The 24,452-nt window shown below is 71.4% G+C and carries 26 protein-coding genes; 12 read left to right on the forward strand and 14 right to left on the reverse strand.

Annotation, left to right across the window (positions count from 1 at the left end):
- Window positions 1–15 precede the first annotated feature (15 nt).
- The gene (locus ACFUO4_RS31080) at window positions 16–1,488 is read left to right on the forward strand and encodes a hypothetical protein (protein WP_383491086.1); all 1,473 of its coding nucleotides are present in this window, start codon (window positions 16–18) and stop codon (window positions 1,486–1,488) included.
- A 21-nt stretch (window positions 1,489–1,509) separates the two neighbouring features.
- Here ACFUO4_RS31080 and ACFUO4_RS31085 read toward each other — a convergent pair whose 3' ends face one another.
- Window positions 1,510–2,499, reverse strand: coding sequence for a helix-turn-helix transcriptional regulator (locus ACFUO4_RS31085; RefSeq protein ID WP_383491088.1), 990 nt, complete (start codon window positions 2,497–2,499; stop codon window positions 1,510–1,512).
- Window positions 2,500–2,596: 97 nt separating this feature from the next.
- Here ACFUO4_RS31085 and ACFUO4_RS31090 point away from each other — a divergent pair, with 97 nt between their 5' ends.
- Entirely contained in the window at window positions 2,597–2,995 is a 399-nt protein-coding gene (locus ACFUO4_RS31090; protein WP_383491090.1) for a VOC family protein, read from the forward strand.
- A gap of 12 nt (window positions 2,996–3,007) precedes the next feature.
- Here ACFUO4_RS31090 and ACFUO4_RS31095 read toward each other — a convergent pair whose 3' ends face one another.
- On the reverse strand, window positions 3,008–3,448 hold the full coding sequence (locus tag ACFUO4_RS31095; protein ID WP_383491091.1) for a VOC family protein: 441 nt from the start codon (window positions 3,446–3,448) through the stop codon (window positions 3,008–3,010).
- A gap of 176 nt (window positions 3,449–3,624) precedes the next feature.
- Here ACFUO4_RS31095 and ACFUO4_RS31100 point away from each other — a divergent pair, with 176 nt between their 5' ends.
- On the forward strand, window positions 3,625–4,524 hold the full coding sequence (locus tag ACFUO4_RS31100) for an aminoglycoside phosphotransferase family protein (protein ID WP_383491093.1): 900 nt from the start codon (window positions 3,625–3,627) through the stop codon (window positions 4,522–4,524).
- Window positions 4,525–4,609: 85 nt separating this feature from the next.
- Here the strand turns inward: ACFUO4_RS31100 and ykgO are convergent, their stop codons facing one another.
- The 7 genes from ykgO to ACFUO4_RS31135 form a co-directional block, all read right to left on the reverse strand.
- Window positions 4,610–4,732, reverse strand: a complete 123-nt coding sequence (ykgO, locus tag ACFUO4_RS31105) for a type B 50S ribosomal protein L36 (RefSeq protein ID WP_014669332.1) — start codon at window positions 4,730–4,732, stop codon at window positions 4,610–4,612.
- 40 nt (window positions 4,733–4,772) lie between these two features.
- Window positions 4,773–5,033 (reverse strand): type B 50S ribosomal protein L31, encoded by a 261-nt coding sequence (locus tag ACFUO4_RS31110; protein WP_383491096.1) that lies wholly within the window; start codon window positions 5,031–5,033, stop codon window positions 4,773–4,775.
- A 46-nt stretch (window positions 5,034–5,079) separates the two neighbouring features.
- Entirely contained in the window at window positions 5,080–5,244 is a 165-nt protein-coding gene (rpmG, locus tag ACFUO4_RS31115; RefSeq protein WP_059193627.1) for a 50S ribosomal protein L33, read from the reverse strand.
- 114 nt (window positions 5,245–5,358) lie between these two features.
- On the reverse strand, window positions 5,359–6,435 hold the full coding sequence (locus ACFUO4_RS31120) for an SPFH domain-containing protein (RefSeq protein ID WP_383491098.1): 1,077 nt from the start codon (window positions 6,433–6,435) through the stop codon (window positions 5,359–5,361).
- Between the two features lie 29 nt (window positions 6,436–6,464).
- Window positions 6,465–6,902: an NfeD family protein gene (locus tag ACFUO4_RS31125; RefSeq protein WP_383491100.1), complete on the reverse strand. Its 438-nt coding sequence runs from the start codon at window positions 6,900–6,902 to the stop codon at window positions 6,465–6,467.
- A 102-nt stretch (window positions 6,903–7,004) separates the two neighbouring features.
- Window positions 7,005–7,838, reverse strand: a complete 834-nt coding sequence (locus ACFUO4_RS31130; RefSeq protein WP_383491102.1) for a PIG-L family deacetylase — start codon at window positions 7,836–7,838, stop codon at window positions 7,005–7,007.
- Window positions 7,839–8,042: 204 nt separating this feature from the next.
- Entirely contained in the window at window positions 8,043–8,621 is a 579-nt protein-coding gene (locus ACFUO4_RS31135) for a dihydrofolate reductase family protein (RefSeq protein WP_383491104.1), read from the reverse strand.
- A gap of 532 nt (window positions 8,622–9,153) precedes the next feature.
- Between ACFUO4_RS31135 and ACFUO4_RS31140 the strand changes: the two genes are divergently transcribed.
- The 3 genes from ACFUO4_RS31140 to ACFUO4_RS31150 all read left to right on the forward strand — a co-directional run bounded on the left by ACFUO4_RS31140 (window position 9,154) and on the right by ACFUO4_RS31150 (window position 10,900).
- Complete coding sequence (locus tag ACFUO4_RS31140) at window positions 9,154–9,612, forward strand: MarR family winged helix-turn-helix transcriptional regulator (protein WP_383491106.1); 459 nt, start codon at window positions 9,154–9,156, stop codon at window positions 9,610–9,612.
- 111 nt (window positions 9,613–9,723) lie between these two features.
- Entirely contained in the window at window positions 9,724–10,539 is an 816-nt protein-coding gene (locus ACFUO4_RS31145) for an SAM-dependent methyltransferase (RefSeq protein ID WP_383491108.1), read from the forward strand.
- A gap of 76 nt (window positions 10,540–10,615) precedes the next feature.
- Window positions 10,616–10,900 carry a hypothetical protein gene (locus tag ACFUO4_RS31150; protein ID WP_383491110.1) on the forward strand — a complete coding sequence of 95 codons (285 nt, stop codon included), beginning with the start codon at window positions 10,616–10,618 and terminating at the stop codon, window positions 10,898–10,900.
- A gap of 327 nt (window positions 10,901–11,227) precedes the next feature.
- Here ACFUO4_RS31150 and ACFUO4_RS31155 read toward each other — a convergent pair whose 3' ends face one another.
- Complete coding sequence (locus ACFUO4_RS31155; protein ID WP_383491112.1) at window positions 11,228–12,145, reverse strand: LysR family transcriptional regulator; 918 nt, start codon at window positions 12,143–12,145, stop codon at window positions 11,228–11,230.
- A 114-nt stretch (window positions 12,146–12,259) separates the two neighbouring features.
- On the opposite strand from ACFUO4_RS31155, the gene ACFUO4_RS31160 reads away from it, so the two are divergent.
- From ACFUO4_RS31160 to ACFUO4_RS31185, 6 genes are all read left to right on the forward strand, one after another.
- Window positions 12,260–13,519, forward strand: a complete 1,260-nt coding sequence (locus tag ACFUO4_RS31160) for an MFS transporter (RefSeq protein WP_383491114.1) — start codon at window positions 12,260–12,262, stop codon at window positions 13,517–13,519.
- A gap of 143 nt (window positions 13,520–13,662) precedes the next feature.
- Window positions 13,663–14,286, forward strand: coding sequence for a LuxR C-terminal-related transcriptional regulator (locus tag ACFUO4_RS31165; RefSeq protein ID WP_383491116.1), 624 nt, complete (start codon window positions 13,663–13,665; stop codon window positions 14,284–14,286).
- 107 nt (window positions 14,287–14,393) lie between these two features.
- Window positions 14,394–16,292: a M6 family metalloprotease domain-containing protein gene (locus ACFUO4_RS31170; RefSeq protein ID WP_383491118.1), complete on the forward strand. Its 1,899-nt coding sequence runs from the start codon at window positions 14,394–14,396 to the stop codon at window positions 16,290–16,292.
- Window positions 16,293–16,310: 18 nt separating this feature from the next.
- Window positions 16,311–18,137: a S8 family serine peptidase gene (locus ACFUO4_RS31175; RefSeq protein WP_383491120.1), complete on the forward strand. Its 1,827-nt coding sequence runs from the start codon at window positions 16,311–16,313 to the stop codon at window positions 18,135–18,137.
- 28 nt (window positions 18,138–18,165) lie between these two features.
- The gene (locus ACFUO4_RS31180; protein ID WP_383491122.1) at window positions 18,166–19,242 is read left to right on the forward strand and encodes a ComEC/Rec2 family competence protein; all 1,077 of its coding nucleotides are present in this window, start codon (window positions 18,166–18,168) and stop codon (window positions 19,240–19,242) included.
- Window positions 19,239–20,477 carry a patatin-like phospholipase family protein gene (locus ACFUO4_RS31185; protein ID WP_383491124.1) on the forward strand — a complete coding sequence of 413 codons (1,239 nt, stop codon included), beginning with the start codon at window positions 19,239–19,241 and terminating at the stop codon, window positions 20,475–20,477. The genes ACFUO4_RS31180 and ACFUO4_RS31185 overlap by 4 nt, the downstream gene beginning before the upstream one ends.
- Here ACFUO4_RS31185 and ACFUO4_RS31190 read toward each other — a convergent pair.
- The 4 genes from ACFUO4_RS31190 to ACFUO4_RS31205 form a co-directional block, all read right to left on the reverse strand.
- Window positions 20,449–21,000: a copper chaperone PCu(A)C gene (locus tag ACFUO4_RS31190; RefSeq protein WP_383491127.1), complete on the reverse strand. Its 552-nt coding sequence runs from the start codon at window positions 20,998–21,000 to the stop codon at window positions 20,449–20,451. The genes ACFUO4_RS31185 and ACFUO4_RS31190 overlap by 29 nt on opposite strands.
- A complete protein-coding gene (locus ACFUO4_RS31195) occupies window positions 20,997–23,249 on the reverse strand; it encodes a heavy metal translocating P-type ATPase (RefSeq protein WP_383491129.1) in 2,253 nt (750 codons plus the stop codon). Before ACFUO4_RS31195 ends, ACFUO4_RS31190 begins: the two co-directional genes overlap by 4 nt.
- Window positions 23,246–23,497, reverse strand: a complete 252-nt coding sequence (locus ACFUO4_RS31200; protein WP_383491131.1) for a hypothetical protein — start codon at window positions 23,495–23,497, stop codon at window positions 23,246–23,248. Before ACFUO4_RS31200 ends, ACFUO4_RS31195 begins: the two co-directional genes overlap by 4 nt.
- 108 nt (window positions 23,498–23,605) lie before the next feature.
- A complete protein-coding gene (locus ACFUO4_RS31205; RefSeq protein ID WP_383491581.1) occupies window positions 23,606–24,283 on the reverse strand; it encodes a YcnI family protein in 678 nt (225 codons plus the stop codon).
- Window positions 24,284–24,452: the final 169 nt, after the last annotated feature.

A 24,452-nucleotide genomic window follows, 5' to 3' on the forward strand; every position in this document is an offset into this window, starting at 1 on the left:
GGTTAGGGTGAGTCCATGCATCGCAGCCATGTCGACGGCGTGCCCGTCCACCGGTGTGCCGAGGACGGGGAGCTCCGTGCCACGCTGCACTTCGGCGCGGGTGTCCGTGACGAGACGTATCGCACGCGCGGTGTCGGCGCCCTCGTCGCCGCTCTCGCCGTACGGGAGACACGGCGTCGGACCTCGGAAACGGCGCGTTCCGTAGGTGTCTCCACCGGCACAGGTGAGACCGCGTTCAGTGTCTCCGGCCGGCCTGAGGACGTCGTCGAACAGCTGGCGGCGCTGTGTGTGGCCCTGGGCGAGCTGCCGGTGGACGGGGTGGCCGATCTGGTGGGCGCCTGGGAGGGCGCGGTGTCCTGCCTGGCCGGGCCGGCCGCCGCCGCCCTCAACGCCCGCTACGGAGCGCAGGCGTCCGGCCTGGACGGGCAGGAGCGCACGTGCCCCTGGCCGCCGACCGCGGAGATGGTGTCGGCGCACGCCGCGACCTGGTTCACCCAGGCCAACGCCGTCCTCACCCTGACCGGTCCGGAGCCGGTCGGTCTGCGGCTTCCGCTGCCGGAGGGCGACCGTCCCCACCGCTCGGCGCCCCGGGCCCGCTACCCGCGCGCCTCCTGGACCCACCGGAGCATCGACGGCGTCGCCGTCTCCGTCGAGGCCCCCGCGGACTCCGCGGCCTCGGACGTCGCCCACCGCGTCTTCCACGACCGCGTGAACGCCGCGCTGGCCGAACGACCCGCTCCCGTGGGCCCGGTGGAGACGGCGGTGGTGCCGCACGACTCCAGGACGGTCGTCCGGCTCCTGTTCACCCCGGCGCCCGCAGACGCCATCGAGGAAGTGGCCGCCACCGTGTGGTCGCACGCGCTGCGCCTGGCCAGGATCGCACCCGAGCAGACCGAGGTGGACCGGCACCGACGCGACGCGACGCCGCTCCTCGACATCGCCGCCCACGCCGAACTGTTCGGCACCCCCGGCCCCGACGAGGACGGCCGGCAACGCGCCTTGGACGCCGTCACCCCCGACGACGTACGCGACGCCTGGCGGCAGGCCATGAACCAGGCCCAACTGGTCGTCCCCGAAGGCCTGCTCCTCGACCTTGCCGGGCCCGACGGCCGCCGACTGTGGTGCACCTCCTGCTGGACCTGGGACGAACTTCCCCCCTGGGGCGAGAAGTTCCACGAACCGCTGCCCAGACGGGCTTTCCGACGATCGCAGGAACGGCACTCGACGATCCTGACCCGCGACTCGGTGGTGTCCTGCACCTTGGGCCCTTTCCACACACTCCGCTTCGACGACGTCATCGCCGTCGAGCGGCACGGCTCCGAGCGCGTCCTGATCGGCCGCTGCGGCTGCGACATCGGCATCGATCCCGCCTGGTACAGGGGCGGACGACGGCTGATCCGCGCCCTGGACGAGGCCATCCCGGCGGAACTCGCCTACGACTGCGACGAGGAACGCGGCTCACACGTACAACCGCCCTCGCGCGCCTAGACATGCCGCTGTTCCTCGCCGTCAGCCTTGCCGGGCACGCGACGTCAGGCGATCGGCGAACGCGACGACCAGATCACGGAGTTCGGCGGGGCGCTCGATGACGAACGGCCGGTCGAGTGCGGCGAGTACCGGGGGCAGCCAGTCGAGCCGCTCGGCCCGAAGTTCGACGCGCAGCCAGCGCTCGGCCGCCGGGCCCTGGTCGCGAGCGGGCTCGTGTTCCTCCAGGGTCGCGACACTGGCGGGGAGGTGGGCGCGGATCTGCGCGGCTGTGCCGTGGATGCGCAAGGTCACCTCATGCCGGTACGGGGCTGTGGCGAACCCTGCCACCACGCGCTCCGCCGGGCCGGGGCCGACGGGCGCCTCGAACGAGCCGGGCAGGGTCCGCGCGTCGGCGATGCGATCGAGACGGAAGGTGCGGTCCTCGCCGGCCTGGGCGTCCTCGCCCGTGACGTACCAGCGGCCCCCATGCGCGACGATCCCGTACGCGTGGAGTGTGCGTTCGCTGCGTCGCCCGTCGCGGTCGGTGTAGCGGATCGCGACGGGTCGGCGGTGGCGCACGGCGTCGGCGAGGGTCAGGAGGACTCCGGCGTCCGGGGCGTCGAAGTCGCCGGGCCGGTCCGTGAAGGCGAGGGCGTCCAGGAGGGTGTCGAGCCTGCGGGCGAGGTGCCGGGGCAGGACGCGCCGGATCTTCGCCGACGCCGTCTCGTTCGCCGTGCGCTGCGTCGTCGTCAGCCCTGTCCGGCGGCCGGCGAGCAGGCCGAGCAGCACGGCCAGCGCCTCGTCGTCGCTGAGCATGAGCGGCGGCAGCCGGTACCCGGGCGCCAGCCGGTACCCGCCGTAGCGACCGCGCACCGACTCCACCGGCACGTCCAGGTCGATCAGCTGCTGCACGTACCGCCGCACGGTGCGCCCTTCGACGTCCAGCCGGTCGGCAAGTTCGGCCACGGTCCGGGTGCCGCCCGACTGCAGCAGCTCCAGGAGGGTCAGCACGCGGCCGGTGGGTCGAGGCATGCGGGCAGCCTAACGCCGATACAGGACCGATTCTGTCCGGTATCTCTCCTAGCCTGCGACGCGTACGCCTCCAGCACAGCAGCCAGGGAGATCTCTCATGGACTTCGTCTCGATCCGCATCATCACCGGTGACGTCCCGCGCCTCGTCGACTTCTACGAGCGCGCCACGGGGGCGCGGGCGGCCTGGGCCACCGAGGACTTCGCCGAGCTCAGGACCGCGGGCGCCACCCTCGCGATCGCCGGCACCCGCACCGTCCCGCTGTTCGCCCCGGGCTCCGCCCAGCCTGCGGACAACCGCACTGTGATCACCGAGTTCCTGGTCGACGACGTGGACCGCGTCCACCAGAACCTGACCGGCTTCGTCACCGACTTCGTCGCCGGGCCCACCACGATGCCCTGGGGCAACCGGTCCCTGCTGTTCCGCGACCCGGACGGCAACCTCGTCAACTTCTTCACGCCCGTCACCCCGGCGGCCATCGAGAAGTTCGGACGCTGACGCCGCCCGTCCTCAGCCCAGTTGCTCGGCCAGTCCCACGATGATCCCCTCGGGGCCGCGGACGTAGCAGAGCAGGTAGCTGTCCTCGAACCGGGCGATCTCACCGAGGAGTTCGCCGCCGTGCGGGCGCAGGCGGGTCACGGTGTCCTCGATGTCGTCGACGGCGAACATCACGCGGTGCGTGCCCAGGACGTTGTGCGGCCGGTCGCGCGGGCCGTCTTTGATCACTGCCGGGCTGCGGTACCTGGCCAGTTCGAGTCGGCTGTGCCCGTCGGGGGTCCGCATCATCGCGATCTCGCAACGGACGCCGTCGAGCCCGGTGCACTGATCGGCGAAGAGGCCCTCGACCTCGCCCCGGCCCTCCAGCTCCATGCCGAGTTCCACGAAGTACGCGACGGCCGCGTCCATGTCCTCGACGACGATGCCGACGTTGTCCATCCGCTGAATCGCCATGACGGTATCTCCTCTTCGTCGTGCGGCCGGTGGTGGCCGCTGATGTCCCTGGGACGGAGCCGGTGGCACGTTCTCGACATCCGTGGCCGGTCGTCGTGGCGACCCTAGGCGAGTGCGGTCGGCCGTTCCGGAGAGCGGGCGCCGCCCCGCGTGCCGCCTCGGTACTGTCGGTTCGCATGACCGACATGGAGATCGAGATCACCGCGGACCTGGTCCGCGACCTGCTGCGGGAGCAGCATCCAGACCTCGCGGGGCTGGCCGTCCGTGAGGTGGCGGGCGGCTGGGGGAACCAGATGTGGCGTCTCGGCGACGAGTTGGCCGTACGCATGCAGCGCATGGACCCGACCCCGGAGCTGCAGCTCAAGGAGCGGCGGTGGCTGCCGGTGCTGGCTCCGCGCCTGCCGCTGCCGGTGCCGGCTCCGGTGCGGTTCGGCGAGCCGTCGGCGCGCTTCCCGAAGCACTGGACCGTGATGACGTGGGTGCCCGGTGAGCCGTTGGACCTCGGCTCGATCAGCCGTGGTGCGCACGCGGCCGACACCCTGGCGGGCTTCCTGCGGGCGCTCCATGTGGCGGCGCCGGCCGACGCACCGGTCGCCCGGGATCGCGGCGCCCACCCCAGGGAGTGCACGGACGGCTTCGAGAATTTCGTCCAGGCCGTCGCCCTCGAGGACGACCTCACGGCCGGGATCCGGGCCGTCTGGGACGACGCCGTCGCGGCCGCCGCGTGGGAGAGGCCGGCCGTGTGGGTGCACGGCGACCTCCATCCCGCGAACGTCGTCGTCGCGGACGGAACGCTCTCGGGCGTCGTCGACTTCGGTGACCTGTTCGCCGGCGATCCGGCGTGGGATCTCGCCGCCGCATGGGTGCTGCTGCCCGCGGGCGCGGCCGCACGGTTCTTCGACGTGTACGCGCGTGCGGACGACGCCGCGATCCGTCGGGCCCGCGGACTGGCCGCGATGAAGTGCCTTTTCCTGATGCTGATGGGACAGAACGGAGATCGGGGCCTTCCCGGCGGCAAGCCGCACTGGGGGCCTGTGGGCCGGGCGGCGCTCGATCGCGTCCTGAAGGGCGTCTGAGGCGGGCTTCGCGAGGATCCGCGTGCAGGGCAGCCCGGCACCGTCCGTGCGGTGTCGGGCTGCTGTGGAGCCGAGGGCCGAGGCGTCAGCCCTGGCGGGCCTTGAAGCGGGGGTCCTTCTTGTTGATCACGAAGGTCACCCCGCGTCGGCGGACCACCTGGGCGCCGGGCTTGGCCTTCAGGGAGCGAAGGGAATTACGCACCTTCACAGCGGTCTCCTTCCGGTGGGGTGGGACGGCTCGGGCGCCGTCAGTGACGGGCGGGAGCCGTACGGCCGTAGCGCCGCTCGAAGCGCTCCACGCGGCCCGCGGTGTCCATGATCCGCGAGGTGCCGGTGTAGAACGGGTGGCTCGCGGACGAGATGTCCACGTCGACGACCGGGTAGATGGTGCCGTCCTCCCACTCGACGGTGTCCTGCGCGTCGAGTGTGGAGTGGGTGAGCAGTCGGAAGTCCGCCGCGCGGTCGCGGAAGACGACGGGGCGGGAGACGGGGTGGATGCCGGGCCTCATGGGTGGTGCCTCCTTGGTGTGCCTCGGCCGGCGGCCGAGGCGGTGGTCATCGTTCTTCGCGGAACAGCAGGTGCCGGCCGGCCACCGGGTCGTACTTGCGCAGGACGAGCCGGTCGGGGTCGTTCAGACGGCTCTTGCGGGTCACGTAGGTCACTCCGGTTCCGGCTGTCGACCGGAGCTTGACCACGGGCCGCGCGGTGCTGCGTGCCATGAGGTTCTCCTTCCACCATCACCGGGCTGATTGACCCGGTCATGTCATGCAGTGTCTGTAACGCGGTCCTCCTGCCGTTCATTCCCGGTCCTGCCGCGCCGGACCGCCGTACCGTCACGCCCGGCGCGGCACCTGCGGCGACTGCGCGGCCGCGGCCTCCGCCTTGGCGTCGCTCACCGCTGCCTCAGCCTGCTTCTCGGCCTCGTCGGCGGCCGTGGCGGCGTCGAGCAGACCCGCCGTCGAGCCCGCCTCGAGTTCGGGGCTGCGGGTCTCGTCCGCCGCCTTCTCGGGGACCGCGGAGGACGCTGGAGCCGGCGAGGAGTCGTCGTCTCCGAACGCACGGGTGACGGTCCGCACCGCCTCGGTCAGCTCCCCCGGGATCACCCAGAACGTGTTGTTGTCGCTGCTCGCCAGGTGCGGCAGCGTCTCCAGGTACTTGTAGGCCAGGACCTTGGGATCGGCGTTGTTGCGGTGCACGGCCTGGAAGACCAGCTCCACCGCCTTGGCCTCGCCGTCCGCCCGCAGGATCATGGCCTGCTGGGCACCCTGCGCCTCCAGGATGTCCTTCTGTTTCGTGCCCTCCGCCGTGAGGATCTTGGCCTGCCGCTCCCCTTCGGCGTGCAGGATGGCCGCGCGCTTGTCCCGCTCGGCCCGCATCTGCTTCTCCATCGCCTCCTTGATGGTGTGCGGAGGGTCGATGGCCTTGATCTCCACGCGGTTGACCCGGATGCCCCACTTGCCGGTGGCGTCGTCCAGGACGGCCCGCAGCCGGGAGTTGATCTCCTCGCGCGAGGTGAGCGTCTCCTCCAGGTCCATGCTGCCGATGACGTTGCGCAGCGTGGTCACGGTGAGCTGGTCGATGGCCTGCAGATAGTCGGCGACCTCGTAGGCCGCCGCCCGCGGATCCGTGATCTGGTAGTAGAGCACGGTGTCGATGTTCACCACGAGGTTGTCCTCGGTGATGACCGGCCGCGGGTCGGACGAATAGACCTGTTCCCGCACGTCGAGTTTGGTGTTGATGCGGTCCGCCATCGGCAGCACCAGGTTCAGCCCCGGTTGCAGCGTGCGCCGGTACCGGCCGAACCGCTCGACGTTGTAGCGGCGCGCCTGCGGCACGATCCGCACCGAGGAGGCGACGAGGAAGACGATGACGATGGCCGCCACGACGATGCTGATGACAACTGGTTCCACAGTGCCTCCATAGCTCTGCGTTCAGCCGCTCAGGGAAGAAGCTCGCGAGGGTAGACGACGGCGGTGGCGCCCTGGATCTCCATGACGTCGACCAGGGCCCCCAACGGGATCACATGGCTCTCGTCGAAGGCCCGCGCGGTCCACTCCTCGCCGCCGAGTCTGACCAGGCCACGGGTCGCGGTGACCTCCTGCACGACCTCGGCGCGTCTGCCGATCAGCGCGTCGCTGCCGTCACGCATCAGCGGCGGCTGTGCCATGTGCCGCAGGGCGGCGGGGCGGGCCAGGAGCAGGCCCGCCGCCGCCGTCGCGCCGAGCGCCACGAGCTGTCCGAGGGTGCCGATACCCACCCCGGCTACCACGGCGGCGACCAGTGCCGCGCCCGCGAACAGCCCCAGAACCAGTGTCAGGGTGAAGAACTCCGCGACGCCCAGCGCCGCGGCAAGGAGCAGCCACACGAACCATGGCATCCCATCGCCCTCCTTCGAAGGCCTCCTCCACCAAGCTACCTCCCACCCCAACTGAGCGGACCAGCACGGCGGCAGCGCTTGTCGAAGCGAGGTCCGGGCGGATCAGCGCAGCCCGGCGAAAAGGTCGTTCTCCGGTACCGGTGCCCCCGTGGTGTCCCGGACGCGGACGAAGGTCTCCATGCCCATCAACTCGCCGAACCTCTCCTTGCCCATCTTGAGGAAGAAGATGTTCTCGCCCTGGCTGGCGTGCGCCGCCAGCGCGTCGAACTTCTGGTCACTGAACCCGGTCGTGTCCACCCACGTGGTGATCTCCTCGTCGGGGAGACCGATCTGGGCGAGAGCCGCGGCCTCTTCAGCGCTCGGCTCCGGCAGGTCCGGATCGAACTCGCGCATGAGCTCGCCGAACCGCCGCATCATCGAGTGCGGCGCCGTCGTCCAGTACACCTTCGGCGTCAGGTCGGTCATCTCCAGCGCCGCCATCGTGATGCGGTGGGCCTGGATGTGGTCGGGGTGGCCGTAGAAACCGTTCTCGTCATAGGTGACCACCACATCAGGACGGTAATGACGCATGAGCTCAGCGAGCCGGGCCGCGCCTTCCTCGACCGGGGTCCGCCAGAAGGAGCCGGGGGCGTCGTTGCTCGGCCAGCCCATCATTCCGGAGTCGGCGTAGTCCAGCATCTCCAGGTCGCTGACCTTGAGGACTTCGCAGCTCGCGTGCAGTTCCTGCCGGCGCATCTCGGCGACCGCCGCCGGATCGTGCCCGGGATCTCCGGGCTTGACGCCTCCCGGTCCGTCTCCGCAACTGCCGTCGGTACAGGTGACGAGCACCGTGCGGATTCCTTCCGCCGCGTACTGCGCGAGGACTCCCCCGGTCCCGGTGGCCTCGTCGTCGGGGTGGGCGTGCACTGCCATGAGCGTCAAGGGCCGGTCGGTCATGATGGAGTCCTCCTGGAGAAACATGTGTGGATCATCCAAGCAGTGCGGCGGGTGTGCCGCGGTCCCGGGGGCCGGATCCTGGTGGCGCGGACGACCTCGTGGTCTCCGTGTCCCCCGCCGTGCGGCGCCGGCCCCTCGGTCGGTGCAACCTCGCCGACCGGACCGGGTGTTCCCGACACGGCTTCACGGCTGCCCTCGGGGGTTTCAGGCATGCAGGGTGGGCCGGTAGATCAGTTCCTGGATGCTGCCGTCGAGCGTGCGGCTCTCGAGCAGTTCGAGGTCGAAGTCGGCCGCGTCCCGGAACACCGGGAGACCACCGGTCCGGCCCGTGATCACGGGGAAGAGCGTGACCTGGACGCGGTCGACCAGCCCGGCGGCCATCAGCGCCCGGTTCAGCGCGATACTGCCGTGCGAACGCAACGGCACCTCGGACTCCTCCTTGAGCCGGGCGACGACGTCGGCGGCATCACCGCGCGCGACGATCCCTCCCGGCCAGTCCAGAGGCCCCTCCAGGCTGTTCGACACCACCGTCGCGGGCAGGTCCATCATCCGGGCGACCCAGGGGTCACGCCCCACCTTCTCGAAGACCGGGGTCAGGACCTGCGCGAACGTCCGATAGGTGTTGGCCCCCAGCACCATCCGCTGCTCGGCCTCGTACTGCGCGAGACGGTGGTCGAGCAGTTCGGGCCCCTGCTTGCCCCAGTACCCGCCCCAGTCGCCACCGCTGGGGATGCCGTAGCCGTCGAGGGTGGAGAAGACGTCGAAGGTGTAGGTGGCGGTCATGATGCACTCCTCGGGTGGGGTGGAGCGGGTACGCGAATGCAGACGGAACGCCGGGGCAGAACTCATCGCTGGGGGCCCGGCAAGAGCGACGGCCGGCCGGCGTGAGTGTGCGCACGCTGTACCGCCACGAATAGATCGGGCTCGTACGGCCGTCGACGCGGACCGCGGCCGGGTACCGGGCCTGCGCGGCGCACGACGTGGAGCGGCTGCGGGAGGTGCCGGCCTATCGCCGGCTGGGCTTCGGGCTGCGAGAGATCGCTGCGGCGTCGGTGTGGACGAAGGTCGGTCCGCAGGCCGAGCATCGGGCGGTACGAAGCCTCCGCGCCGACCTCGACTCCGGCCGGTGGGCCGCGCTTGACAGGGACCTCCCGACCTCGACGCGTCCGATCGCGGTCTCCGTCAGCGGGCCGGTCCGAGCGAGCACGCGCACCTCACCGGCGGCGGCCTCGCTCTCGGTCTTGACCTCAAGTCGAGTCGAGCTTCTACGGTCGATGGCGTCGAACCGGCCCGCACGACGGCAGAGGTCCCGGACATGGAGTACTCACACAGCGACACCGAACTGATCAAGCAGCCCATCGGCTACTGGAGTTGGGCGGCCTACAAGGCCGTCGTCACCCGCATCCGGTCCGCGCTCGCCGGGCTCGGCACCACCCAGCCGCAGTGGTGGGTTCTCGCCCAGGTCGCACGCGCCGACACCGCCAAGACCCGTGAGGAGGTGTCGCGTCTCCTCCAGAACTATCTGGAGACCGGCCCGGAGACCCTGGAGTCGGAGATCGACGCGACCGTCACCCAGGGCTGGATCACCGAGGACACGGAGGGACACCTGACCCTCACGGCTCAGGGCAGGGCGTTCTACGCCAAGGCGGCCGCTCTTCAGGACGAACTCTGGACGGAACGGCACGCGGGCGTCACCGACGAGGACTACCTGACCACCCTGAAAGTCCTTCAACGGTTCATCCACAACACGGGTGGCCAGGCCTGGCACCACTGACGTCACCGACTCACCTTCACAGATGCCCGAACAGGCGGGCGAGGAAAGGGGGTTCAGACGTAGGTTGTGCGCTGGAAGGTCCACACCTCGGCTGAAAGACTGACGCGACTCATGACTGACCCCGTGACGACGCCCGAACCGGCAGAGCACCACAAGATCGACACGTCGGTGCCGCACTCCGCCCGGATCTGGAACTACTGGCTCGGCGGCAAGGACAACTACCCCGTCGACGAGGAGGCCGGCGACGCCTACACCGCCGTCTTCCCCGGCATCGTCACCATCGCCCGCAGCAGCCGCGCCTTCCTGCGCCGCAACATCACGTACCTGGTCTCCGAAGCGGGCATCCGGCAGTTCCTCGACGTCGGCACCGGGCTTCCGACCGCGCAGAACACCCACGAGGTGGCTCAGGGGATCGCCCCCGAGGCACGGATCGTCTATGTCGACAACGACCCCATGGTCCTGGCACACGCCCGCGCCCTGCTCTACTCCACACACGAGGGCGCGACCGCCTACATCGACGCCGACGTCACGGACCCGGACCGCATCCTCGCCGGCGCCGCGAAGACGCTGGACTTCGACCGGCCCACCGGGCTGATCCTCAGCAACATCCTGGGACACGTCGCCGACCTCGGTCAGGCCCGTTCCATCGTCACCCGGCTCATGGGCGCCCTGCCCTCGGGCAGTTACCTCTCCATCAACGACGGCTCGCGCGGCATCGACCCGGTCTTCGAGCAGGCCCAGGACGCCTACAACAGCAGCGGCGCGGTGCCGTACAACCTGCGCACCGTCGACGAGATCACCGCGTTCTTCGACGGCCTGGAGCTGATCGAACCCGGCGTCGTCTCGGTCACGCAGTGGCGCCCGGAGCCCGGTTCCCCCGCCCCGGAGGTCGTCGCCGAGCACGGTGGGCTCGCCCGGAAGCCGTAGACACCCCAACAGCACTGCGGGGGCCTTGAGTTGTGGCAGGCGATGACCTCATCCGCCTGCCACTATGATCTTGGTCATGACTGTGCACAACCCCGAAAAGGCTCTCTCTCGCAAGCAGCGGCTTCAGGAGCGCCAGCGCCGCCAGCTTCTGGCGGTCGACGTGGTGGACAAGGCCGAGGTCAAGGTCCGCAAGGCGGAGTCCGAACTGGCCGTCGCCGTCGCCGAAGCGGTCCGCGTCTTCGGTGACGAGCAGGCCGCGTGCGAAGGGCTCGACATGTCGGCCGAGACCGTCCGGCGTTTCCTCGCCCTGGCGCGAGACGCCGGCGCCGAACCCCTCGACGCGACGGAACGCACGGTGTGAGCACCCGCGGCACCGCACCGGGGTGCCGCGGGAGGGCCCGTCGCAGACGGCGGCCTGAGCGCCACGGCAGGACCAGCCACATGTAGACGGCGCCCTCCAGAACGCCGGCCATCAGGCACGTGTACGGCAACGTCACCAACAACTACCTGAGCGGGCTGCTCGGTCTTCGCGGAGCACGCCGAAGGCATCCCCGTGCACGGCGACGGCGCCGGCACCCGCAATGACGACCTCTGCGGCCTGGTCCCTGTCAACGGCGACGACAACGCCGTCACCGCCCACCACGTCTCCTTCTCCGGTCTGACACAGCTCCGGCTACGCGCCGCGACCTTACCCACCTGCCGCCCCATCGGCCGGCGCCGGTCGTGCGACGTGTTCACGGGCCAGCGAGACCATCGCTCGCGCCGCTGCCCCGGGGCGGCGGTCGGACGCCGCGGCGAGGGACAGCGGCCACTCCAGGTCCGCGTCGTCGACGGTCAGGGTGACCACCCCGGGGGCGTCGCCCAGGACGTAGCGGGGCAGCAGGGCGACGCCCAGTCCGTTGCGGACGAAGTCCACGCCGGTGCCAATGTCGGTGATCTCGACGGCGACGCGGCGGCCCAGGGAGGCGGCGGCGAAGGCGCGGTCGACCACGGCCCGGTTGCCGTATCCCGCCGGGGAGTCGACGAAGTCCAGACCGGCCAGTTCGGCGAGCGGCACGCTGTCGCGGTCCGCCAGCGGATGGCCCGCCGGGACGACCAGATCGAGCACCGACGAGGCCAGGTCGATCAGGGTGAGGCCGGGCGGTGGCGGGCCGGGCAGGGAGACGAAGGCGAGGTCGAGGCGCCGGTCCAGCAGGGCGTCGACCAGACCCTGGGAGCCGGACTGCGACGCGGAGGTCTGGAGCAGCACCCCGGGGTGTCGTCGGTGGAACTCGCCGAGCAGCCCCGGAAGGTCGATGAGGCGGACCGAGGTCAGCGTGCCCAGGCGGAGGGTGCCCCGGAGTCCGCCGCGGACCTCGGCGACGGCGTCGGCGGCCTCGCGGGCGGCGTCGAGGGTGGCGCGGGCCCGCGGCAGCAGGGCGGCACCCGCGTCGGTGAGCAGCACCCGCTTGGAATTGCGGTCCAGCAGCGGGGCGCCCAGTTCGCGCTCCAGGGCCTTGATGGTGGCGGAGACCGCGGACTGCACGATGTGCAGCCGGGCGGCGGCGCGGGTGAAGTTCTTCTCCTCGGCGACGGCGACGAAGCACTCGAGCTGGCGCAGTTCCATGGACTCAACTATCTCTCAGAGAGATGGCGCCTGTCTTCAACATGCGTTGGACGCGATGATCGAGCCGGGCAACACTGTTGAGCGTTAACCCACCTTCTTCGGTTGGAGGCTCCCATGAGCCAGATGGCGTCCACCCAGCACCGGCCCCTCACTCCGACCCGCCGCACGGCTCTGCGGCCCCGGGCCGGTGCCGGGCGCCACGGCGTCGGCTTCGGCCTCGTCGCCTTCGCCTTCCTCACCGCGATGGCGTTCTCCACCGTTCCCACCCCGCTGTACCCGCTGTACATGGCGCGCGACGGCTTCTCGACCTTCATGGTCACCGTCGTGTTCGCGGTCTACGCGGTCGGCGTCGTCGTCAGTCTGCTGCTGGCCGGTCATGTCTCCGACTGGGTCGGCCGCAAGAAGATCCTGCTGCCGGCGCTGGCGCTGGAACTGCTCGCCGCGGTCCTGTTCCTCACCGGCACCGCGCTGCCGGTGCTGCTGGCCGCCCGGTTCATCACCGGCCTGGGTGTCGGGATGATCACTGCCACCGCTACTGCCCACCTGCAGGAACTGCACGCCGCTCACCGTCCGCAGGCATCGACCCAGCGCTTCGAGCTGGTGTCGACCGGCGCGAACATCGGCGGCCTCGGTGTCGGCGCCCTCGTCGCCGGACTCCTCGCCCAGTTCGTCACCGTGCCCCTGCACACCCCGTACCTCGTCTTCACCGGCCTGCTGGTGCTCGCGGTGGTCGCCGTCGCGCTGGCGCCGGAGACGGTCGAGGAGCAGCTGGTCCGGCCCTCCTACCGCCCGCAGCGCATCAGCCTCGACCACGGCGACCGGGCCGGCTACTTCGTCGCCGCCGCGGGCGCCTTCGCCTCCTTCGCGGTCTTCGGCCTGTTCACCTCGGTCGCCCCCGGCTTCGTGGCCGGTACCCTGCACCACCCCTCCCGCGCGCTGGCCGGGGCGATCGTCTTCCTGGTCTTCGGCGGCGCCGCCACCGCGCAGAGCCTGACCTCACGCCTGTCCACCGCGGCGAAGAGCCGGCTCGGGCAGGCCGCGCAGGCGGTCGGCGTGGTGACGCTCGTCGCCGGCATGCACACCGCCAGTCTGGCCGCCTTCCTCGCGGGCGGTGTGCTCGCCGGCATCGGGGCGGGCGTGCTGTTCAAGGCCTCCCTCGGCACCGTCGCCGCCCTGGCCGTGCCGGAGCACCGCGGCGAGGCGCTGGCCGGTCTGTTCCTCATCGCCTACCTCGGACTGACCCTCCCGGCGATCGGCATCGGGGTGGCCACCCTCGGCTTCTCCTCGGTCACGGTCATGACCTGGTTCGCCGGCATCCTCCTCGCCGTGCTCGCCCTGATCGCCTTCGCGGGCCGCCGCGCGAGCGTGCGCTGACCACGGCTGCACAGCCGCTCGGGCCGAGCGCCCCACGACGGTCGTACCGCCTCCGCGTGCCGGTCGGCCGCGGAGGCCCAACACTGGAGCTCTGAGGCCATGCCCGCCGCCGGGGGCGGCGGCCCGGGCGGAGTGAGGTGGCGATGCGGGCGGAAGCGAGGAAGGTCGCCGTCGTAGGCGACTGTCCGCTCCTCCGCAGCGGCGTGGCCCGGGCGATCGAAGGCGCCGACGGGCTCACCCTCGTCCTCGCCACCCGGTCCGCCGAGGAGGCGGCGGGGGTTCTCGCGGCGGGTGACGTCGCTCTGGTGGACCTCCAGCTGACGCCCGTCTGCCTGGCACAGGTGGTGGGGAGGCTCGCCGCCTGTGGCGCGACGGTCCTGGTGTTCTGCTCCGTGCGGGAGAACCACGCCGTGCCCGCGATGCGCGCCGGCGCCCGCGGCTGCCTCAGCCGTCAGGCCGACGAGGCCGAACTGCTGGCCGCCGTGCGGCTCGTGGCCGACGGCCGCTCGTACGTCTCCGCGGATCTCGCCGTACGTCCGGACACCGAGCCGGCCTGCCACGTCACGCATCGGGAGCGGCAGATCCTGGAGCTGATCGCGCACGGGGAGACCGACCACGCCATCGCCGCCCGGCTGGGCATCAGCGAGCACACCGTCCATTCCCATCTGGACCGGCTGCGCGACAAGATCGGCTCCCGGCGCCGGGCCGACCTGACCCGCTTCGCCCTCACGCACGACATCATCCCCGCGGCCTCCGGGCAGGGGTAACGCTGCCCCTGCCGGATGTGGGTCCTTCTGCCCTGTGGGGCTCCTCCCCAGCGCTCCACACTGAGGTCGAGAACCCTCGTGCGCCCGCTTCCGGGAGGTCTTCCGCGATGAGTGGCATCTTCGGTGACACGCTCACCTTCCATCAGGAGGAGGGCGGCGCCGTCGAGCTCGTCGCCTTCGGCGACGACAAGTACGCACGGTACGAGACCCTCGACGGCTACTCGGTCGTCTACGACGCGGATCGGGGTGCCTACTGCTACGCGGAGACCGACAGCGCCGGACCAGGACGCCGGTTCGTCTCCAGCGGCGTTCCGCTGTCCGAGCCGCCGCCGGAGGGCCTGCCCCGGCATCTGCGGGAGGGCCAGCTCTACCGGCGGGACGTCTTCAAGGACCGGGTGCTGCGGACCATCCCGGAGGAGGAGCAGGCCCACCTCGACCCCGACACCCTGCTCACCTTCGGACCGGTCAAAGGGCTGCTGCCCGGCGACGCCCTGACGGCGGGCGACGTCCAGGGCCTGACCATCCTGGTCGACTTCCCGGACACGGCGACCGACGTCACGGTGGACGACGTCTCCGCCCTGCTCAACAGCCCGAACTTCACGGCGAACGGCAACCGCTGCTCCGTCAAGGAGTTCTTCCGCACCATGTCGACCGGGAAGCTCCGCTTCACCAACACGGTCGTCGGTCCGTTCCGCATGAGCCGGCCCAGGCTCGCGTACGGGCTCAAGCAGCACCGGGGCGAACTCGTCCCGGAGGCGCTGCAGGCGGCCGCGGACGCCGGTGTGGACTTCAGCCGCTTCGACTCCCTCGACCGCGGCATCGTCGACTCCGTGTGCATCATGTACGCCGGGCAGACCGAGTTCCGTGAGGACTTGTGGCCGCACAACTCCCGCTTCCCGGCCCAGATCGGCGATGTGCGCACGGACTTCTACACGGTAACCAGCATCGGCGACACCGCGGCCGACCTGAGCATCGGCACGTTCTGCCACGAGAGCGGGCACCTGCTGTGCCGCTGGCCCGACCTCTACGACTACGGCACCGTCGAGCGCGAGGGCGACGACTTCACCAGCGCCGGCATGGGCACCTACTGCGCCATGTCGGCCGGGGACAGTCTCGGCGACGGGTTCCTGCCGTCCGCGGTCTGCGTGTACCTGCGCCGGCTCGTGGGCTGGACGAAGGACGTCGACATCTCCGTACCCGGCTCGTACGAAGCCGTGCAGGGCGAATACGACAAGGCGCTGATCTACCACAATCCGCAGCGCAAGAACGTCGAGTACTACCTGGTCGAGAACCGCAGCAGGCTCGGCTTCGACTCCCGGCTGACCTCCAGCGGACTCGCGGTCTACCACTGCGACATCAAGGGATCGAACGAGTTCCAGCAGGGCAACCAGGTACGCCACTACCAGTGCGCGCTGCTTCAGGCGGACGGCCACCTGGACCTGGAGACCGGGCTGAACTTCGGTGACGGCGGCGACCTGTACGGGCCGACGGCGGGCACGGCCCTCTCGCACAGCAGCCACCCCGCGTCCCTGTGGTGGGACGGCAGCGAATCCGGTCTCACCCTCTCCCAGCTCAGCGCTCCGGGCGAGGTCATCACGTTCCGCACCGGCGAACAGGGCGTCGCGGGCGCACAGGTCACGGGGCGGTCGGCACCAGGCGCCGAGATCCCGGACAAGAACGCCGGCGGTCTGACCGACACCATCACCCTCGACGGCACGGGCACGGTCCGGGAACTGACCGTCTCGATCGACATCGAGCACGCCCGCATCGGTGATCTGCGGGTGGTGCTGCTGGCGCCGTCGGGCCGCCGGGCCGTGATCCACAACCGTACGGGCGGCGACGCCAAGAACCTTCGCCTCACTCTGACCTCACAGCCTCCGTCACTGCTGGCGCCGCTGATCGGCGACGCCGTGACCGGCGGCTGGCAGCTCAAGGTCACGGACGCGGTCGAGGGCGACGCGGGGATGCTGCGCAGCTGGGAGATCAGCATCCGCACCGGAACCTGACCCCTGGTGAGGCCCCCGATGGACCGAAAGAAGCTCGAAGAGCTCTTCTACGGCAAAGGTCCGCGGCCCGTTCCCTGGGCGACGGACTGTCCCATACGGTTCGACGCCCTGCTGGCCCTCGCGCACCCGCCCGAGGACGGGACGGAACCCCGTGAGGACCTGATCCTCGCCATCAACGAGGAACACGGCGTCCAGCAGATCATGCAGATCTTCCGGGACGTGCACATGATGGGCGACAGCCAGCCGATCGCGTCCGGCAGCTTCATCGCGGTGAAGCTGACCCTCCGCGAAGTCGTCCAGACGGTGCTGCCGAAGACCAACCTCAACCGTGTCATCCGCGATGTGAACAAGCTGGCGAGGAAGCTGGGCGGGGCCGGCGTCGCGGACGCGCTGCGCGAGGACGACCCCGGCACGGCAGGGCCGGCCGCCGTCCGGCAGCGGGCCAGCGACGTGCACGACAACTCCGCGCGACGCCAGGAGCGCACCCGGCACCAGCGGTGGTTCCTCAGACTGCTGGCCGCCATCGTCGCCGAGTCCCACCCGGCGCTCGTGGGCAAACGGCCCTCGGACAAGGCGGTCTGTGCCGAGGTCGCCGGGATGCTGACCGGCGTGTGTCTGGAGGAGGCGGACGCCACCGATCCCGCCGCGGATCCGGCCGCGCACGGCGTCCTCGACCGCCGGCAGCGGTATCCGATCCTCTCCGTGACGGCCAACCGGCAGGCGTCCTCGGCGGTCGTGCGCTCCCGGGCCACCATCAAGGCCGACGCAGCCGAGCAGGTCTTCTCCGTGGACTGCGGCGCGATCGGCTGGGCCGTGGTCGACAGCGGCATCGACGCACGGCACCCCGCCTTCTACGACTGGGACACCACGTCCAAGCCGGAACCGATGCCCCTGCGCTCCCGTGTCCCGCGTGCCTTCAACTTCGTGGGCGTCCGCAGAACCCTGTCCCTCGACGCGTTGAACGACGGACGGATCGACTGGCCCGAGGCCCTGCCGTACGCCGAGATCGATCTCTCCAAGGTCACCGCCACGGCACAGCCGTCCGTGGTCCCGCGCTACCAGGAGTACACCACCCCGGTCGACCCGCACGGCACCCACATCGCCGGGATCATCGGTGGCTGGTGGCCGCGTCCCGAGGAGGAGTTCCGCGGCATCTGCCCGAGGATCCAGCTGTACGACTTCCGGGTCCTGGGGGACACGGGGACGGGGGACGAGTTCTCGATCGTGACGGCCCTTCAGGCCATCCGGTACATCAACGAGCAGGCGGGCCGGTTCGTCATCGCGGGAGTCAACATCAGCCTCTCCGTGCCGCACGACGTGGCGAGCCACTCCACCGGCTGGACCCCGGTGTGCATCGAGTGCGACCGCCTGGTCCGCTCCGGTGTCGTGGTCGTCGCCGCGGCCGGAAACTCCGGATACGCGGGAGCCGTACACACCCTGGGCAAGGACTACCGCGGGGCGAGCATCTCCGATCCCGGGAACGCCGAGTCCGTCATCACGGTCGGCTCCACGCACCGCAGCAATCCGCACCGCCACGGCGTCAGTTACTTCTCCAGCCGCGGTCCGACCGGCGACGGCCGCCCGAAGCCCGACCTCCTCGCGCCGGGCGAGGACATCGACGGCCCCGTGCCCGACCAGGGCATCGCCGCGCTGCACGGCACCAGCCAGGCGGCGGCCCATGTGAGCGGGGCCGCCGCGATGGTGCTGGCCCGCAACCGGGAGCTGATCGGGCGCCCGGAGGAGGTCAAGCGGATCCTGTGCGGGACGGCGACGGACCTGGGCCGGGAACGGCACTACCAGGGGTCGGGCCTGGTCGACGTCCTGCGTGCCATGCAGTCCGTCTGAGACGGCCGAACCCCCAAGGAAGGACGCCATGTTCACCTTCGACTTCCTCAACGCCCGGCACGGCGACTCCTTCCTGGTCCGGTGGGGGACGAACGAGCGGGTCATGCTCGTCGACGGCGGGCCGAGCCAGGTCTACGAGACGTCCCTGCGCGACCGTCTGACGCAACTGCCGCCGGACGGCGCAGGCGCCCCGCGCATCGACGTCGTCTGCCTGTCCCACATCGACGACGACCACGTGGTCGGACTGCTCAAGCTGCTCGGCCAGATCAAGCACGCCCGGGACGACCAGGAACCCGATCCCTTCGCCGTGAAGCGGGTCTGGTTCAACTCCGTGGAGGAACTGGTCGACCGGGAAGAGCCGGGGCTCAGCGCCTCCGCCCAGGAGCTCGTCGACCGCGCGAGCACCGAGAGCAGTGCCGTGCGGGCCAGCTACAACCAGGGCCGGGCCCTGCGGGACGCGGCGGCCAAGCTGGGGCTGGCGGGCAACCGACCCATCGACGGACCGCTGATCACCGGCGAGGAGGCGACCCTCGACCAGCTGCACGTCACCGTGGTCGCCCCCGACGCGACCGCTCTGGAGGAGCTGAAGGAACGCTGGCTCGAGGCACGCGAACGCCAGGACCCGGGTGTCATCACCTCGGCCTACTCCGACGGTTCCATACCCAACCTCTCCAGCATCGTCCTGCTGCTGACGCATCACGGCCGGACCGCCCTGCTCACCGGGGACGCCCGCGGCGACCGCATCCTCGACGGGCTGCGCGCCACCGGGCTCCTGAACGACACGGGCCCGCTCCATGTGGACCTGCTGAAACTCCCCCACCACGGCAGCGACCGCAACGTCGAGAGCGACTTCTTCGAACAGATCCACGCCGATCACTACGTGATCTCGGCCGACGGGGTGAAACACCATCACCCCAGCGAGGACACCCTGCACATGCTGGTCGACTCCCGAGACCGCGACGACGAGTACACCATCCACCTGACGAACCGGATCGGTTTCGCCGACGACACCCTCGCGGAGCTGCACGACCACCGGAGCTTCACGATCAGCGAACGCTCGCCGGAGGACCTGGCCCTGGTCATAGAGATCGGCGATGAGCCATGACCCCGACCCGCCATCCCACGGACCACCGCTGGGCCGTCGACTCGCCCGCCCTCGGCACCGGCCTCCAGGCCCGGCCCTGCGGTGACACCCTGCGCCCCGCGGCACCGCCGCCCGCCGACGGTCCGCTCGCCCTGGCCCTGTCCGGAGGCGGCTTCCGGGCCACGCTCTCCGCCCTGGGCGTGATCCGGCTCCTCGCCGACGCGAGGATGCTGCCGGACCTCCGATACGCCTCCTCGGTGTCCGGCGGCTCGATCGCCAACGGCCTGCTCGCCGCCCACTGGCCCGCCCTGCGCCAACAGGGCTTCACTGCAACGGCCGTCGACGAACTCCTCGTCGAACCGACCCTCGGCAAAATCACCTCGCACTCGCTCAAGAAGGCACTCCTGCGGGGCCTGGGGCGCACCCTGGGCCCCTCGACCCGCACCGACCTGCTCGCCCGGCGCCTGGACGAGTGGTTCTTCCACGGCACCAAGCTCGCCGACCTGGACCCGCAGGTCCGCTGGATCCTCAACGCCGCCAACCTGACGACCGGCACCCGGTTCACCTTCGAACGGGACGTGTACGGCGACTACGCCATCGGTCTCGCGCCCACGACCGGCACCGGCCTGAAGCTGTGCGTCGCGGCAGCCGCCTCGGCCGCGGTGCCGGGCGCCTTCCCGCCCCTGGTCCTCGACCGGGCGAGCTTCCCCTGCGGCACCGACACACCCGCCCTGCTGGACGGCGGCGTCTACGACAACACCGGCACGGAGGCCATCGACGGCGAGCGCTACCGCGACGTCTTCCTGCTCGTCCTCAACTCCGGCGGCCTGCTGCGCCCCGGCCCGTACGGCGGCGTACCCGTGGTCCGCGATCTGGCGCGCGCCAACTCCCTGCTGTACCGGCAGAGCACGGCCCTGCGCACCCGGTTGCTCGTCGAGCGGTTCCGGCGCGGTCACGCGGCGGGCCCCGACGCCCCGCTGCCTCCCGGCACCCGCAGGGGCGTCCTGGTGGCCCTGGCCACCGACTTCGCCGAGCACGGCGCCGGGCAGCTGGACAAGTGGCGGGCCGCCTTCCCCGAGCACCGCACCTACGACGGCCGTGACCTGGCCCTCGTACCGACCGTCTTCGACCGGTTGCCGGAGCCCCTGTGCCGTGCCCTGGTGTACCGCGGCTGGTGGCTCGCGGGCGCGGGCCTGGCCGCCCACCACCCGCACCGCCTCCCCAACCTCACGGCGCTGACTCCCCCACCCCTGTGACCGCGCGGGAGCGGCTTCCCGGGCGGACCACCAGGGCGAGGGTCCTGACCGCGCCGGTGTGCTCGAAGTGGAGCGTGAAGGCGACGAGTTCGCCTTCCCGCCATCCCGCCCCGGGCCGCAGGGTGACAGCCAGGTCCTGCGGCGACATGGAGAGCCGGCGGCCCGCCCGGACGGCGACCGAGGTCACCGTCTCCCGGGAGGCGGCCGCCTTCCCGGTCATGACGTGGCGGCTGAGCTCCAGGTCTCCCCCGGTCTCGGCGGACGTCACCCGCAGCAGCCGGTCGTCCGCGTCGCCGGTGTTGGCGATGTCGAAGAAGACCGCGGTCCGTGTCGAGTCGCCGTACGACAGGAGGACCCGCCCGGGGGACACGGTGATCCGGGGCGGGTCGCCCGCCCTCCCCGCAGTGACCCAGGTCGTCAGTCCGCCGAGGGCGAGGCTGCACGCGGCGATGGGGGCGAGGGCGGAGTTCAGGGTGTCGGTGAGGCGGCGCCGGGTCGGTCGCCACGGGTTCCGTGCGGTCATCGGGTGAGGCTCCGGGCGGACGGGGAGCGGTGTGCGGGCGAGGGCTGCCGGCCGCGCAACCGCAGGCTGTTGGCGACCACCAGCACCGAGCTGGCCGACATCGCCGCGGCGGCCAGCATGGGGTTCAGCAGGCCGACCATGGCGAGCGGGACGGTGACGGCGTTGTAGCCGAACGCCCAGACGAGGTTGGCGCGGATCGTGCCGAGCGTGCGCCGGGCGAGCCGGACGGCGTCCGCGACGGCCTCGATGTCGCCGCGTACGAGGGTGACGTCGGCGGCGCCGATGGCCACGTCGGTGCCGGTGCCCATGGCGATGCCGAGGTCGGCGGCCGCGAGGGCGGCCGCGTCGTTGACGCCGTCACCGATGACGGCGACCCGGAGGCCCTCGTCCTGGAGACCGCGTACGAGATCGGCCTTCTCCTCGGGGGTGCAGCGGGCGTACGCCTCGTCGATGCCGAGCGCCTGGGCGACGGCACGGGCGGGGGCCTCGCGGTCGCCGGTGGCGAGCACGGGGCGTACGCCGAGACGCCGCAGCCGGTCCACGGCACGGTAGCTGCCGGGCCGTACGACGTCCCCGACCTCGATGAGCCCTTGGACGACGTCGTCCACGTACAGCAGCACGGGCGTGTGGGCGGCGCCTTCGGTGACGGCCAGGCCGGGGGGCAACTCGTCGTCGGAGGCCCGGACTTCGACGAGGTGCCCCGCGACGCGTCCGCGCACCCCGCGGCCCGGGAGCGCGCTGAACCCGCCCACCGCGGGGAGCCGCTCCCCCAGCTCCCGCCGGGCCTGTGCGGCGATCGCCCGCCCCACCGGATGCTCCGACCCCTGCTCCACCGCGCCCGCCAGCCGCAGCACGGCATCACGGCCGAGACCTCCCGGTACGGCCGTGACCCGGGCGAGGGTCATATGGCCGGTGGTGAGGGTGCCGGTCTTGTCGAGGACCACGGCGTCCAGGTGCCGGAGGCCTTCCAGTGCCTGCGGGCCGGTGACGAGGACGCCCAGTCGGGCCCCCCGCCCGGTGGCGGCCGTCAACGCGGTCGGCGTCGCGAGGCCGAGCGCGCACGGACAGGCCACCACCAGGACGGCGACGCACGCGGTGACCGCCGCCTGGGGATCGGCTCCGGCGCCGAGCCAGAAGCCGAGCGTGGTGACGGCCAGCGCCTGCACGACCGGCACGAAGACCCCGGCCACCGAGTCGGCGAGCCGCTGCGCCTTCGCCTTGCCCGCCTGAGCCTCGGTCACCAGCTGGGTGATCCGGGCGAGTTGGGTGTCGGCGCCGACGGCGGTGGCGCGTACGAGAAGCAGCCCGCCCGCGTTGACGGCCCCGCCGACGACCGTCGAACCGGGCCCGACCTCCACGGGCTCGCTCTCCCCCGTGACCAGGGACAGGTCAACGGCCGAACTCCCCTCCATCACCCGCCCGTCGGTGGCGACCCGCTCGCCGGGGCGCACCACGAAGATCTGCCCTACCCCCAACTCCTCGACGGGGATGAGCCGTTCGGTGCCGCCCTCCCGTACGGAGACGTCCTTGGCGGCGAGTCGGGCCAGCGAGCGCAGCGCCGCCCCGGTCCCGTGCCGGGCCCGCGTCTCCAGGAAGCGTCCGGCCAGCACGAACAGCGGTACGCCGACGGCCGCTTCGAGGTAGAGGTGGGCGACTCCGTCCTCGGCGGCGGAGGGCACCAGGCTGAACGGCATCCGCATGCCGGTCTCGCCCGCGCCGCCGAGGAACAGCGCGTACACCGACCAAAGGAAGGAGGCGACGACCCCGAGCGAGACGAGGGTGTCCATGGTGGCCGCGGAGTGCCGCAACCCCCGTACCGCTCGCGTGTGGAACGGCCAGGCACTCCACACGGCGACGGGCGCGGCGAGGACGAGGCACAGCCACTGCCAGTTGCGGAACTGCAGATCCGGCGCCATCGACAGCACGAGCACCGGCAGCGCGAGCAGCGCGGTGGTCAGCAGCCGTCGGCGTTCCTCGCGGGAGTCGTCGGTCTCGCGTGGCTGCTCCTTCGGTGCCTCGGGGAGCGCGGCCGTGTAGCCGGCTTTCGCCACGGTCTCGACGAGTTCCCGCGGGCTGATCCCCGCGGGATGGCGGACGCGGGCCCGGCCGGTGGCGAGGTTGACGGTCGCCGTGACGCCGTCCAGCCTGCCGAGCTTCTTCTCCACGCGCTGCACGCAGGCCGCGCAGGTCATGCCGCCGACGGTGAGGTCGGTGGTGACGAGGGCGGTCACGGATTCCGTGCCCGTCACCGGGCTCCCCCGTTCGCTCCGCCGTCCATGTCCATGTCGTCCATGTCCGAGCCGCCCACGCCCGCGCCGCTCGTGCCGGTGCCGTGCATGCCGGGCGCCACCGGGCCCGAGGCCGCGCCGACGGCGTAGGACACGGTGAACATCAGGGCCAGCAGCAGGAGGAAGCCGCAGAGCGCGGGCGGCGGCGCGCATCTCCGCAGCACCGCGCCCACACCCGCGCCGGAGGAGGAATGCCGGAACCCGTCCATCAACCGCGTCTCCAGATCACGTCGTACGGCGCCGGCCGGATCGGGCCGTACCGGTTCAGGAGTCGGGGCGATGGGGCGCCAAGTTCCGCACTCTCGATGTGACCTACATCACTGCCGCTGTGCACCTCGCCTCACGGCGAAGACCGCTGCAGCCAGTCCGAGCACGCCCACGACCAGCCCGGCGATGCCGAGACCGCGTGCGGTCGAGTCGCTGCTCGTGCTGCTCGTCGCGGTCGCCGTCGTGCCGGCCCTTTCGGCGGTGAGCTTGAGGACCGGTGCCGGGTTCTCCGGTTCCTCGTCGCCCTGCGTGGCTTGCTCGATCCAGCGGACGGTCTTGCCGTCGGAGTACGTCTGCAGGGTCTTGAAGGTCAACTGACTGGTGTCGTCCGGCAGTTGACCGAAGGCGACGTCGAAGTCCTCGTACTGCCCGGCCGTGATCTTCCCGCCGGTCCAGGTGATCTCGGAGACGGCGTCGGTGATCGTCCCGTCGTCGGTCTTGACCGGCTTCTTGAGCCTGGTGGTGGTGACCTTGGGGGTCCAGCCGTCGTGCGGGGAGACGAGGACGCCGAGGACGGGGTGGTCGGTGGGCAGGAAGACCTGCACCTCGGTGGTGCTCGCGGTGTCCTCCTCGTTGGGGACGCGGAAGGTCAGGACGCCGTCCGTGGCGCCTTTCGCGTAGCTCTCGGGGTGGACGGTGACATGCGCGGAGGCGATGCCCGCGGCGGCGAGGACGCCGGCGGCGGCGAGGGTGGTGACGGCGCCGACGCGGCGCAGGGTGGTGGACATGGCTGAGGGGATCTCCGTACTGCGGAAGGGATGTCGGGGTCGGACGACGTACGACATCCCGGCCGGCGGCCCGCGTCGACGCACGGCGTACCGCAGCCGCGCGCTCCTCAGCGACCGGGGCGCCACCCGGGTCCGCGGCACCCGCAGCGGCCGGTCCGGCGCTGCTCCA

This window comes from Streptomyces sp. NPDC057280 (assembly GCF_042668605.1).
Taxonomy (GTDB): domain Bacteria; phylum Actinomycetota; class Actinomycetes; order Streptomycetales; family Streptomycetaceae; genus Streptomyces.